Annotated in this window: 13 protein-coding genes; 9 read left to right on the forward strand and 4 right to left on the reverse strand. The window is 48.3% G+C overall.

What is annotated here, in order from left to right:
- Nucleotides 1-97: 97 nt before the first annotated feature.
- From L6472_RS11575 to rodA, 7 genes are all read left to right on the forward strand, one after another.
- Nucleotides 98-1036, forward strand: coding sequence for a UDP-glucuronic acid decarboxylase family protein (locus tag L6472_RS11575; RefSeq protein ID WP_237805248.1), 939 nt, complete (start codon nt 98-100; stop codon nt 1034-1036).
- A gap of 110 nt (nt 1037-1146) precedes the next feature.
- The gene (locus tag L6472_RS11580; RefSeq protein ID WP_237805250.1) at nt 1147-1740 is read left to right on the forward strand and encodes an IMP cyclohydrolase; all 594 of its coding nucleotides are present in this window, start codon (nt 1147-1149) and stop codon (nt 1738-1740) included.
- 19 nt (nt 1741-1759) lie between these two features.
- A complete protein-coding gene (locus L6472_RS11585) occupies nt 1760-2782 on the forward strand; it encodes a rod shape-determining protein (protein WP_237805252.1) in 1023 nt (340 codons plus the stop codon).
- The gene (gene mreC, locus L6472_RS11590) at nt 2782-3642 is read left to right on the forward strand and encodes a rod shape-determining protein MreC (RefSeq protein WP_237805254.1); all 861 of its coding nucleotides are present in this window, start codon (nt 2782-2784) and stop codon (nt 3640-3642) included. The genes L6472_RS11585 and mreC overlap by 1 nt, the downstream gene beginning before the upstream one ends.
- A 3-nt stretch (nt 3643-3645) precedes the next feature.
- Complete coding sequence (gene mreD / locus L6472_RS11595; protein WP_237805256.1) at nt 3646-4146, forward strand: rod shape-determining protein MreD; 501 nt, start codon at nt 3646-3648, stop codon at nt 4144-4146.
- 11 nt (nt 4147-4157) lie between these two features.
- The gene (gene mrdA, locus L6472_RS11600) at nt 4158-6008 is read left to right on the forward strand and encodes a penicillin-binding protein 2 (protein WP_237805258.1); all 1851 of its coding nucleotides are present in this window, start codon (nt 4158-4160) and stop codon (nt 6006-6008) included.
- Nucleotides 5989-7458 carry a rod shape-determining protein RodA gene (gene rodA, locus L6472_RS11605; protein ID WP_237805260.1) on the forward strand — a complete coding sequence of 490 codons (1470 nt, stop codon included), beginning with the start codon at nt 5989-5991 and terminating at the stop codon, nt 7456-7458. Before mrdA ends, rodA begins: the two co-directional genes overlap by 20 nt.
- A gap of 2 nt (nt 7459-7460) precedes the next feature.
- Here the strand turns inward: rodA and L6472_RS11610 are convergent, their stop codons facing one another.
- From L6472_RS11610 to metF, 4 genes are read right to left on the reverse strand one after another with little or no spacing between them, the layout of a single operon-like run.
- The gene (locus L6472_RS11610; protein ID WP_237805262.1) at nt 7461-7928 is read right to left on the reverse strand and encodes a gliding motility lipoprotein GldH; all 468 of its coding nucleotides are present in this window, start codon (nt 7926-7928) and stop codon (nt 7461-7463) included.
- Nucleotides 7912-9045, reverse strand: a complete 1134-nt coding sequence (locus tag L6472_RS11615) for a regulatory iron-sulfur-containing complex subunit RicT (protein ID WP_237805264.1) — start codon at nt 9043-9045, stop codon at nt 7912-7914. The genes L6472_RS11610 and L6472_RS11615 overlap by 17 nt, the downstream gene beginning before the upstream one ends.
- A 7-nt stretch (nt 9046-9052) precedes the next feature.
- On the reverse strand, nt 9053-10180 hold the full coding sequence (locus tag L6472_RS11620; RefSeq protein ID WP_237805266.1) for a DNA polymerase III subunit delta': 1128 nt from the start codon (nt 10178-10180) through the stop codon (nt 9053-9055).
- Nucleotides 10180-11136 (reverse strand): methylenetetrahydrofolate reductase [NAD(P)H], encoded by a 957-nt coding sequence (gene metF, locus L6472_RS11625; RefSeq protein WP_237805268.1) that lies wholly within the window; start codon nt 11134-11136, stop codon nt 10180-10182. Before metF ends, L6472_RS11620 begins: the two co-directional genes overlap by 1 nt.
- Nucleotides 11137-11842: 706 nt before the next feature.
- Here metF and L6472_RS11630 point away from each other — a divergent pair.
- Both L6472_RS11630 and L6472_RS11635 read left to right on the forward strand, forming a co-directional pair.
- Nucleotides 11843-12061: a helix-turn-helix transcriptional regulator gene (locus L6472_RS11630; RefSeq protein ID WP_237805270.1), complete on the forward strand. Its 219-nt coding sequence runs from the start codon at nt 11843-11845 to the stop codon at nt 12059-12061.
- A 52-nt stretch (nt 12062-12113) separates the two neighbouring features.
- Complete coding sequence (locus L6472_RS11635; RefSeq protein ID WP_237805272.1) at nt 12114-12761, forward strand: GIY-YIG nuclease family protein; 648 nt, start codon at nt 12114-12116, stop codon at nt 12759-12761.
- Nucleotides 12762-12764: the final 3 nt, after the last annotated feature.

The following is a 12764-nucleotide window of genomic DNA, read 5'->3' on the forward strand; positions in this document are numbered from 1 at the left end:
GCATTTTATTTTCGTTCACGTTTTTCTTTGTAATAACCTTTTTTTTTCATACCTTTGTAGGCGAAAATACTATAATATAATAATGTTCTATTAAACTATGAAGAAGATTCTAGTTACAGGAGGTGCTGGATTTATTGGCTCTCACCTGTGTGAACGTCTGGTAAACGAAGGAAATGATGTAATATGCCTAGACAATTTCTATTCTGGTTCGAAAGAAAACGTGTGGCACCTGATTGGCAGGCCTAACTTTGAATTGGTGCGCCATGATGTCGTAAATCCTTATTGGGCAGAAGTCGATGAGATATATAACTTGGCTTGTCCAGCATCGCCCATCTACTACCAAAACGATCCCATACAAACGACCAAGACTTCAGTATTCGGAGCCTATCACATGCTTGGCCTTGCACGTCGAACACACTGCAAGATACTGCAGTCGTCAACAAGCGAAGTGTATGGCGACCCCAATATTCATCCACAACCAGAGAGCTACTGGGGCAACGTGAACCCAATAGGCCGCCGGTCTTGCTACGACGAAGGCAAGCGTTGCGCCGAGACTTTATTCTTTGACTACCACCGTTTACATGGTGTTCGTTCAAAGGTGATACGTATTTTTAACACCTACGGACCTCGCATGGCCACTAACGATGGGCGCGTAGTTTCCAATTTTGTCGTTCAGGCACTTCGCGGTGAAGATCTGACCATCTACGGTGACGGCCAGCAAACACGCTCCTTCCAATACGTCAGCGACCTGATCGAAGGCATGATTCGAGTTATGGCTACAGACGATTCATTCTTGGGCCCAGTGAATTTAGGAAACCCCGGCGAATTCACCATGCTTGAACTTGCAGAGAAAGTGATCAAGAAGGTCGGTGGCAAGAGCAAGATTGTCTTTCGCCCCCTGCCCAGTGACGACCCAAAGATGCGCCGTCCAGACATCACACTGGCCAAAGAAAAGCTTGGTTGGGAACCCAAAGTAAAGCTTGACGAAGGACTTGATTATATTATTGAATACTTCCGTGAGAAGCTAAACACTTGACCTTGAATAAAAAAAAAGCAAGCGCTGTTAATTATTGAAAAGAAAAAACCGCGTTTTACGAATTATTTTGTACCTTTGCAGCTCGTTATAATATATCACATATAAATACTATGGCTGAAGTAAAAAAGATTAAGACTGCCTTGATTTCGGTCTTCCACAAAGACGGACTCGACGAGTTGCTGAAAAAGCTTAATGCTGAAGGAGTTAGCTTCCTGTCAACAGGTGGCACACAGAAGTTCATTGAAGAACAGGGTTACAAATGTCAGAAGGTGGAAGATGTCACGACCTACCCTTCTATTTTGGGCGGACGCGTTAAGACCTTGCATCCAAAGGTATTCGGAGGAATCCTTGCACGTCGCGACAACGAAGGCGACCGTGAGCAGATGGCACAGTATGAAATCCCCGAGATTGACCTGGTTATCGTTGACCTCTATCCCTTCGAGCAGACCGTAGCAAGCGGTGCAAGCGAAGCCGACATCATTGAGAAGATTGACATTGGCGGTATCTCACTGATTCGCGCTGCTGCCAAGAACTTCAAAGACGTAGTCATCGTTCCTTCAAAAGCAGAATACAGCGTGTTGCTCGACATTCTAAACAAGAAGGGTGCTCAGACCGACATTGAGGACCGCAAGATGTTTGCCACACGCGCATTTGGTGTCAGCAGCCATTACGACACAGCCATTCACAGCTGGTTTGAAAAATAATAATTGATTCATAACATTAATGGGTTTCTTCAGTTTTAGACAAGAGCTGGCCATGGACCTTGGCACAGCAAACACAATTATCATCAGTGATGACAAGATTGTGGTGGACGAGCCTTCTGTCGTAGCGCTCGACCGTCGTACGGACAAAATGATTGCCGTAGGACAAAAGGCCAAGTTGATGTACGAAAAGACACACGATAACATTCGTACCATCCGCCCTTTGCGCGATGGTGTGATTGCCGACTTCTCTGCTTGCGAACAGATGATGCGTGGACTCATCAACATGGTTCACACGGGGCATCATTTCTTTTCACCTTCACTTCGCATGGTCATCGGTGTACCTTCTGGTTCTACTGAGGTTGAGTTGCGTGCCGTACGCGACTCTGCCGAGCATGCTAACGGCCGCGATGTCTATCTGATTTTCGAGCCCATGGCCGCAGCTATCGGTATTGGTGTTGATGTTGAAGCACCCGAAGGCAACATGATTGTTGACATAGGTGGCGGTTCAACCGAGATTGCCGTCATCTCATTGGGTGGCATCGTATCCAACAACTCCATCCGCACAGCTGGTGACGATTTGACTACCGACATTCAAGAATACATGCTTCGTCAGCATAACATCAAGGTTTCCGAGCGTATGGCCGAGCGTATCAAAATTCACGTAGGCTCTGCTCTGACAGACCTTGGCGATGAAGCTCCCGAAGACTATATCGTACGTGGTCCCAACCGCATCACAGCACTGCCTATGGAGGTGCCTGTATGCTATCAGGAGATTGCCCATTGCCTAGACAAGACGATTGCTAAGATTGAGAATGCCGTTCTGTCTGCATTGGAAAGCACACCTCCCGAATTATATGCAGATATCGTCAAGAACGGTATCTATCTCAGTGGCGGTGGCGCATTGCTGCGCGGTCTTGACCAGCGTCTGACGGACAAGATGAACATTCAGTTCCACGTTCCCGAAGATCCTCTCCGTTCTGTTGCTAAGGGTGCTGGTATTGCACTTAAGAATGTTGATCGATTCTCGTTCCTGATGCGATAGTGAATAACCTGCTCGCATTCATCATCAAATACTACCACTGGCTGATTTTCCTCATTTTGGAAATCGTCAGTGGTGTGATGTTGTTTGGATACAACAACTATCAGGGGAGCATGTGGGTATCCTCATCGAATGCCATTGCAGGAAATGTATATAAATGGCAGTCAAGTTTTGCACAGTTTTTCTCACTGACAAAGCGCAGCGAACAACTAACGCAACGCAACATCTACTTAGAAGAAAGACTGCATGAACTCAGAAAGGAGAATGCCAGATTACGAGGAGACACCACCTTATTCTTACCCGACGAGAAACAAGTATTGAGTCAGGTAAGATGGATTCCTGCCAAGGTGGTTGACAATTCTGTTAATAATCCCGACAACTTGATAACTATTGACCGTGGCAGTGCTGATGGCATTAAGCGCGACATGGGTGTGGTTTGCGGCAAGGGCATCGTTGGCGTTGTATATATGGTCAACGACCACTACTCTGTAGTACTACCCGTGCTGAACCGCCATTCACATATCAGCTGCACTATCCGCGAGAGCGACTATTTCGGTTATTTGGTATGGGATGGCAAGGATCCAGCCATCGCCTATCTGGAAGACGTGCCCCGCCACGCAATCATCAAGAAAGGCTATTGGGTAGAGACCAGTGGTTTCTCTACCATCTTTCCCCCAGGCATCTCTGTAGGCAGGATTTTAGCCATCTACAACTCACCAGATGGTCTTTCTTATCGAGTGAAAGTCCGTCTCTCTACAGATTTTGGTAAGCTACGCGATGTGTGTGTATTCGACGACCCCTCCATAGCCGAGCGTGCTCGTTTGAATACCGCAGCCAATGATTCACTATCAAAATTGAAGTAAGCAATGATATACGAACTATTAAAACGGGTGATGCAATTCTTGTTGCTTGGACTTGCTCAGGTTCTTGTTTTCAACGGCATGGACATCCTTTATGGCGCCCTTCCCCTTATCTATGTTTACTTCGTCATCATGTTTCCACGTAATTATCCCAAGTGGGCTATTTTACTTTGGAGTTTTGCCATGGGCGTCACCATGGACATGTTCACCAACACGCCTGGCGTTGCTGCTATGTCACTCACACTGATTGGCGCATTGCAACCCTATCTCTTAGAATTGTTCCTACCCCGCAATGCAGATGACTACATCAAGACATCCGTCCGCACATTGGGCTTCGGCAAGTTCCTTTCGCTGACATATATCCTGATGATCATCTATTGCGTCACATTTTACACCATCGAAGCCTTCAGCTTCTTCAACTTCTTCCATTGGTTCATGTGTATCATTGGAAGCAGTCTGCTGACAACCATCTTAATTCTGGCATTAGAGAGTCTTAGAAAGAAATAAAAAAGGAGAAAGTGAAAGATAACTCAGGCGAATATAGGAAGCTTGTCATTGCGATGGTGGCTGTTGCGATTGTCACCATCTATATCCTGCGTCTTTTTTCACTGCAGCTGATGAGCGATGACTATAAGAAGAATGCCGACTCTAATGCCTTCCTAAAACGTATCGAATATCCTGCACGCGGCATTATCACCGACCGCAATGGCGAGCTACTGGTTTACAACCAGCCCGCCTACGACATCATGGTGGTGGTCAACGAAGCAAAAGACCGATTTGACACCCTTGAGCTCTGTCAGGCACTGAACATCACCCGCGAAGAGTTCGACCAACGGATGACCATGATGAAGGACCGCAACAAAAATCCTGGTTACTCACGTTTCACCCAACAGATGTTCATGAGTCAGCTGTCCGATCAGGAGTTCAGCATCTTCCAAGAAAAGAAATACCGTTTCCCCGGCTTTTACGTACAGAAGCGCAGCATCCGTCAATACCGATACCCCTTTGCAGCCCACGTTTTAGGCGACGTAGCAGAAGTATCACCTGCTGATATAGAGAACGATGACTACTATCAGCCGGGCGACTATATAGGTAAGCTCGGAGTCGAACGCTCTTACGAGCAACAACTGCGTGGCCAAAAAGGCGTACAGATATTGTTGCGCGATGCCCATGGACGCATCCAAGGCAGCTACCAGAATGGCATCTACGACCGCAAGCCTGTGGCCGGCAAGAACCTGACCCTCAGCATTGACTATAAGTTGCAAGAACTGGGCGAGCGACTGTTAGAAGGCAAAATTGGTTCTATCGTTGCCATCGAACCAAAGACCGGCGAGGTCCTCTGTATGGTCAGCTCACCCAGCTATGACCCACGCATGATGGTGGGCCGTAAGCGCTCCAAGAGTCACAACCAACTGAGTCGGAACGCCTGGAAACCCCTGCTCAACCGCAGTATCATGGGTCAGTATCCTCCCGGTTCAACCTTCAAGACCACCCAGGCACTCACCTTCTTGAGCGAGGGCATCATCACCGCCCAGACAGCCTACCCCTGCTACCACGGGTTCGTCTTCAAGGGCCTTCGCGTGGGTTGCCACGGTCATGCCTCTCCCCTTCCCCTTGTGCCAGCCATCTCCACCTCGTGCAACGGCTATTTCTGTTGGGGACTCTACCATATGATCGGCAATCGTCAGAAGTACCACACTGTACAGGATGCCATGAACACCTGGCGCGACTATATGGTCTCCATGGGCTTTGGCTATCAGCTGGGCATCGACCTACCGGGCGAGAAGCGAGGTCTTATCCCCAACGCACAGTTCTACGACAAAGCCTATAAAGGCTCATGGAACGGACTGACCATCATCAGTATCTCCATTGGTCAGGGCGAGGTAAACGCCACACCGCTGCAGATTGCAAATTTGGGGGCTACCATAGCCAACCGCGGCTATTTCATCACCCCACACGTAGTCAAAAACATCAAAGGCGAAAAGCTGGACACACTCTATACCAACAAACGCTACACCATGGCCAACAAGCAAGCCTACGACTATGTTGTGCAGGGCATGCGCTCAGCCGTGCTGGGCGGCACATGTAAGGCATTGTCTGCTTACGACTTCATGGCATGTGGCAAGACAGGTACGGCACAGAACCGTGGTCACGACCACTCCGTATTTATGGGCTTTGCGCCTATGGACGAGCCTAAGATTGCCGTTGCTGTCTATGTAGAAAATGGTGGATGGGGTGCCACCTATGGCGTGCCCATCGGTGGACTTATCATGGAACAATTCATCAATGGCGAGCTCTCGGCAGCATCGCAGAGCAAAGCCAGCGAAATACAACATAAACGTATTGACTATGGTGCAGGCAACAGATAAACATCCCGGTGTATTGCAGTCTATTGACTGGTGGACCATTGCCATATACATGGCGCTGCTCATCTTTGGCTGGATCAGTGTCTGTGGTGCCAGCTATAGTTTTGAAGAGCCCAACCTCTTCTCTTTGTCAGCCCGTTCCGGCATGCAGATTGTATGGATAGGCACGTCGCTGTTTCTGGGTCTCGTACTTCTGTTGCTCGACGACAGATTCTACGACACCTTTGCCTTTGTCATCTATGGTGTCCTACTGCTGCTACTGTTTGGCACCATATTCAATCCTCATAGCATCAAAGGCTCACATTCTTGGCTCGTATTAGGTCCACTGCGACTGCAGCCAGCCGAGTTTGCCAAGTTTGCCACCGCACTGGCTTTGGCCAAGTTCATGGGGCGATTCCGCTATAATATCCACAACACCAAAGACTTTCTGCTGACGTTGGCAATCATCTTCGTGCCCATGTTCTTCATCATCATGCAGCGAGAGACAGGTTCCGCCCTGGTCTATCTGTCCTTCTTTCTCATGCTCTATCGTGAAGGCATGACCGGCAGTGTCTTGTTCACCGGTGCAGCCATGGTGATATACTTCGTCATAGGCATCCGTTATGCCGAACCGCTTCTGCTCAACACCCCCACATCTATTGGCAGGTTCGTTGTATTGTTGCTGATACAGATATTCTCCTCAGCCTTGATAGGTATTTATTGTCGCAATCTGAAACAGGCCATCCATTGTCTGGAACTATGCTTAGGCATCACCGTGCTCTGCCTACTGTTCTCTGTTTACGTCATCCCCTTCGACCTTTACTGGGTCCAGATGGTACTCAGCCTCATCCTTGTGGGCTACCTTTTGTGGCAGTCCCTGCTCACCAGGTTCCAGAACTACCTGTGGATAGCCCTGTTTGCCATGGGATCTATTCTGTTTTTCAGTTCTGCCGACTATGCACTGAACAACATCCTCGAGCCTCACCAGCGCACACGTATCAACGTGCTATTAGGTTTGGAAGAAGACCTGAAGGGTGCTGGTTATAACGTGCACCAGAGCGAGATTGCCATTGGTTCTGGCGGTCTCCGCGGAAAGGGATTTCTGAATGGAACGCAAACCAAGTTAAAGTATGTGCCCGAGCAAGACACCGACTTTATCTTCTGCACCGTGGGAGAAGAAGAAGGTTTTGTAGGAGCTGCCAGCGTACTGCTTCTGTTTCTGGCGTTGATCTTACGTTTGATACAACTGGCCGAACGTCAATCAACAGCCTATGGGCGTGTCTATGGCTATTGTGTGGTGTCAATCTTCCTATTCCACGTCTTTATCAACGTAGGCATGGTGTTAGGACTAACCCCCGTTATTGGCATTCCCCTTCCATTCTTCTCGTATGGAGGTTCTTCGCTATGGGGTTTCACCTTCTTGCTGTTCATCTTCCTACGCATTGATGCCGGCAGAAACATGGCGCATCGCTAATCCTACTTCAGTTTCTTCAGTGTGACACCGACATCTGCGACACCTGGCAGATCATTATCCAGCATGAAATGATTTACACGGACATATAAAGTATCACTGTCGCTCAGCGTCACCTGTCCCAGTGGCAGACAATGATAATAACGGCTGATGCCCGTCCCTATCAGCTTACCAGTACGGTTAGCCATGTCCACCTGCAGTGTGTCTGTGCGCTTCATTCCCGACACCGACTGTTGGTTAGCGATCATGCTCAACTGCATATACGGATACTCCACGCTGTTGCGCAGTCCCAGTTCCTCCTGATAAGTACCGGCAGGTATGCCAAATATCTCAAAAACCAACGTATCATTCTGTTCCCAGCCATCCAGTTCCACATGTTCGTAATGGCTGAAAACAGTCTTACGATTGCACCCGACAATTGTCAGGGCAATCGTAAGAAAAATAAGGATGAGCCCTCTATTGCTGTTGCTCATTATTGTTATTGCGTCTGTCAGACGGCTTTTTCTTTTTCTTCTTTTTCTTCTTAGACTTATCGAAGCGCGTAATACTGTCGCCTGCCAACAAGTCAACAGGTCCACTCTCCTTTTTCTGATTACCCTCCTCCTGCAGGTTTTCGGGTTTCTCACCGCGGCGGTTCATCTCGATCACCTCTTTGGCTCGTTCGGCAGTAATCGTCTCCAAGTTGGCAGCAATACGCTTATCTGTAGAGTATGTGACAAGACCAGCCAGTATGTCTGCCTTGAAATAATAGTAGTCCGAGTCAAGCGTCTGCAATACGGCATCGCGACTTGGCAACTGGCGTCCAGCCTCCATGTATTCATCCACCTCATAGTTCAGACAGCATTTCAGCTTGGCACACATGCCAGCCAGCTTCTGCGGGTTCAGCGAGATGTCCTGATGACGGGCAGCACCTGTCGCCACACTAATGAAGTTCTTCATCCACGTGGCACAGCACAGCTCACGACCGCAAGGTCCCGTACCACCGATACGACCAGCCTCCTGGCGGGCACCAATCTGTTTCATCTCAATACGCACGTGGAAAGCAGCAGCCAGGTCCTTAATCAACTGACGGAAGTCCACACGCTCGTCGGCGATATAATAGAAGATAGCCTTATTGCCATCGCCCTGATACTCCACATCACCAATTTTCATATCCAGCCCCAGTCCCTTCGCTATTTTTCGACTCTCAATCATGGTCTGATGCTCAAGAGCCTTAGCCTCATGATACTTGTCCATGTCCACCTGGCGGGCCAGTCGATAGATGCGTTTGATGTCGTCTGCCGATTTCAGATTAGCCTTCTTGATCTGCAGTGCCACCAAGCGTCCTGTCAGCGTTACCACACCGATATCATGTCCCGGACTGGCCTCAACAGCCACGATATCGCCTTTTTTCAGAGGCAGTCGGTTGATGTTGTGATAGTAGCCCTTGCGTGTATGCTTGAACTGAACCTCGACCAAGTCGGTCGAGTCAGCATTGCCCGGCACGTCGGCCAGCCAGTCATAGGTGTTCAACTGGCGGTCCTGTCGGCCGATTGCCTGATGACAGAGTCCACGGTCACAGCCTGTACGTATTTCTAATTCTTTTTCCATTTCACATTCATTGTTTAGGCGGTATCAGCAGTACGATGATTTTCAGTACGAAATCGAAGAACACGATTTTGGCATTAGCGTTCTGTCCGATGTCGCGAATGGCCACGTTGGCCAAATCGTAAAGCTGTAATATATTGTTTTCGTTGATAAAACGTGCAAAGTTGCGTGCGAACTCTTCCTCCTGCTGCGACATGTAGCACAGATCCTGCTGATGGAAATTATACATGAAGTTCTCGCGCAGCATACGCATAAAGAACTGCAAGAAGCGCTTTTGCTTCTCTCGTCCGAAGCCACTCAGCGTCTCACTCCATTTACGCAAGTCCTTCACTTTGCGCATATAAGCCAGTCGCATCAGCACCTTGAAGAGGTCCAGAAACTGTTCGTTCTCTGTACCTTCCTTCAGTTCTTGAAGTGCCTTTAGCCACGAGCCTCCACACAGTCGGCTGATGCGTATGGCCTTGTCGGCATCCACGCCGTGGCGTTCCACCAGTGCCTGTTGCACCTCCTCGTTGGCAAGCCGCTTCACGTCGATGCGCTGCACACGGCTTCTGATTGTTTCCAACAGTTTGTCGGGCTCCTCGCACACCATCAGGAATACTGTCTGCAGCGGTGGTTCCTCAATGAGTTTCAGCAACTTGTTGGCACATTCAATGTTCATGCGTTCTGGCAACCAGATGACAGCCACCTTGTAACCACCCTGACTCGACTTCAAACTGAGCTTGCGCACCAGTTCATCACTTTCGCCCGCCGTGATGATAGCCTGTTGATTCTCACCCCCCATGGCTGTCATCCACTGATCCATCGAGAAGTACGGTCCTTGCATCATCAGGTCGTGCCACTCGTGAGCGAAGTCATCGCTCACCGGCTTGTGGTCGCTGCTCATCGATGGTAGCTTGATCGTTGGGAAGGTGAAGTGCAGATCGGGATGCTCCAGTTTTGCCAACATCGGGTGCTCCTTCACGTTGTCGTCATCGTTGCCTTCCAACAAATAGCAACCAAAGGCCACCGCCAATGCCAACTTGCCCACACCCTGCGGACCGCAAAGCATGATGGCATGCGGCAGACGGTCTTCTGCCACCATCTGCTTCAAGCGCGTCTTGCACTCCTGTTGTCCTATGACCTCACCAAACCTCATTATGCCAACTGCTTTACTATCTCCACAACCGATTCAACAGCACTGATGGTATAGAAATGTATATCGTTCACACCATGTGCATACAGTTCGCGACACTGCTGGGTAGTCCATTCAATACCCAACTGACGGGCGTCCTCGTCGGTCTTACATTTCACGATTTCACGGGCCAGCGCCTCGGGGATATCACAATGGAAAGTACGCGGCACTACGGTCAACTGCGTGAGCTTTGCCAGAGGTTTTATGCCGGGAATGATCGGAATGGTGATGCCCATGCCTCTGGCTTTATCCACAAACTGGAAATATTTCTCATTGTCAAAGAACAGTTGCGTCACCGCATATTGCGCGCCCAGGTCTTGTTTCTGTTTCAGGTATTGCATGTCCATCTCCAGATTGGGTGCCTCCTCATGCTTCTCGGGATAGCAAGCTACCCCAATATCAAATTTCTTTCCAGGGTTCTTGATGGGCGAGCCATCCGCAAAGAAGCCCTCATTGAAACTCATCACCTGCTTAATCAGATCGGTGGTATGTGCATGTCCACCAGGAGTAGCCTTGAACACACTATCCTCCTTAGCTTTGTCACCGCGCAACAGCAGCAGGTCGGTGATTCCCAGAAACTGCAAGTCCAGCAACTCATATTCGATATCCTCAATCGTAGCACCGCTACAAATCACATGAGGCTGAACAGGCACATTGAAGCGCTGTTGAATGGCGGCTGCAACAGCTATCGTGCCGGGGCGCCGACGTTGTCGCTGACGCTCGAAACGTCCGTCGCTCAGTTCTTTATATACATATTCACTATGATGTGTAGTGATATTGATAAAAGCGGGGTTCAGTTCGCACAGTTTAGCGATGTCACCAAACAGCTTATCGGTGCCCGTACCTTTCAGTGGTGGAAGCACCTCAAATGAGAACTGCCGCTGTTGGCTTTCCTGGTTGATAATATTTGCAACTGCCATTCTTTGTTATTCTTAGCACATTTCGGTGCAAAGTTACGAAAAAAACTTGTAAAAGCGAAGCGATTTTGGAAGAATAACGCTAACCGTTTCTAAGAAACGCTTGCCAAAGCAAGAATTCGGCCTAAAATATAGGAAAGACAGGGATTTAGAGCCCCTTGATAAGGGGCGGCTATAATGCAGCGATATGCAAATTGGGGAGAATCGGTGAAGAAGTTAGGTTTCTAAATCGTAACCTCATTTAGCCATCTCCTTCATCTTTGTGACGAAACTGTTGAAGCTCGTCAGCAGTTCTTCGACGAGCGAAGCGGCAAGCCGATTACCTCGTAGGTACTGCGCTCAATTGAAATTACTTCCATGTCTTGTTTCGTTTTTATAATCTGCGGACAAAGGTACATCATGATTTCCGGATAAGATCACTCTGAAAATTTCTTGTTGTGAAATAACAATTCAGGGAAACAAAAGCCTAATGTCTGCCGAGCTTGCTCATCAGAAAGCAGACACGCATCTTTGTGTGGCACTCCACAGAAAAGTGCGTATTAGGCTACACCCTTCTACGGGAACTGTTTGCGGTATGGCAAACAAAAGGGAATAACAGGCGACCGCTATTGTGGCATATGTTCATAAAAAACTCTAAAAAAAGAACTTTCTTCTTTGTAGGATGAATAGTTTTCACTAACTTTACACCCAAACAACAAATCTGAAAGATATGCAAGACGTAAATCGCCTAAAAATTGTGCTCGTAGAACAGAAGAAAACCAGCAAATGGTTATCAGAAGCATTGGGGGTAAATCCATCCACCGTTTCCAAATGGTGCACAAATTCGTCGCAACCAGACATCGAGACATTAGCAAAAATCTCGAAGCTATTAGATGTGAGTGTAGAGGAACTATTTAATAAGAAGTTCATGGAGTCTGTTGCAAAATAACTACTATGCCAGTAGATAATAATGAAATAGAAATTAACAGAATCAGAATTATATGAGCAACAAAGAACCTGGCTATGTTTACATACTGACTAATCCCAGTTTTCGCGAGGATTGGGTGAAGATCGGCAAGAGTTCACGTCCTGTGGATGTGAGAAGCAAGGAACTGGATAATACTGCCGTTCCCTTGCCCTTCGAGATATTCGCCACAATGAAAACCACGAAATACAACGAGGTAGAGAAGTTGGTACATAAGACCATTGACCGCCTTACTGACTTACGCATCCGCCAAAACCGCGAGTTCTTCAATGTGGCTCCACAGATGGCCCTCGACATCTTCCGCGATATTGCCAGTGCGATAGACGATGCCGAAGTAACACTCTACGAAGATAACAAGCCCATCGTGGAAAGCGAACACAAGGAGCCACAGAAGCGAGAGGTGAAACGCCCCCGTTTTAAGTTCTCCATGTGTGGCATCAAGATTGGTGAACAAGTCACCTTCGACCCAACGGGTCTTGTCGTGAAAGTAGCCTCCGATGACAGCATCGAATACGAAGGACGCATCTATAAACTCTCCCCCTTCGTTGGCACCTTCATGCCAGAGGAACATTGTAATGCCTCTGGTGCCTATCAAGGTGCCAAATATTTCTCGTATAATGGGAAAGTACTGGATGAGATTAGGAAAGAAAAAGAAATAAGTTAGTAT

Origin of the sequence: Prevotella sp. E13-17 (genome assembly GCF_022024035.1) — a bacterium.
Taxonomy (GTDB): domain Bacteria; phylum Bacteroidota; class Bacteroidia; order Bacteroidales; family Bacteroidaceae; genus Prevotella.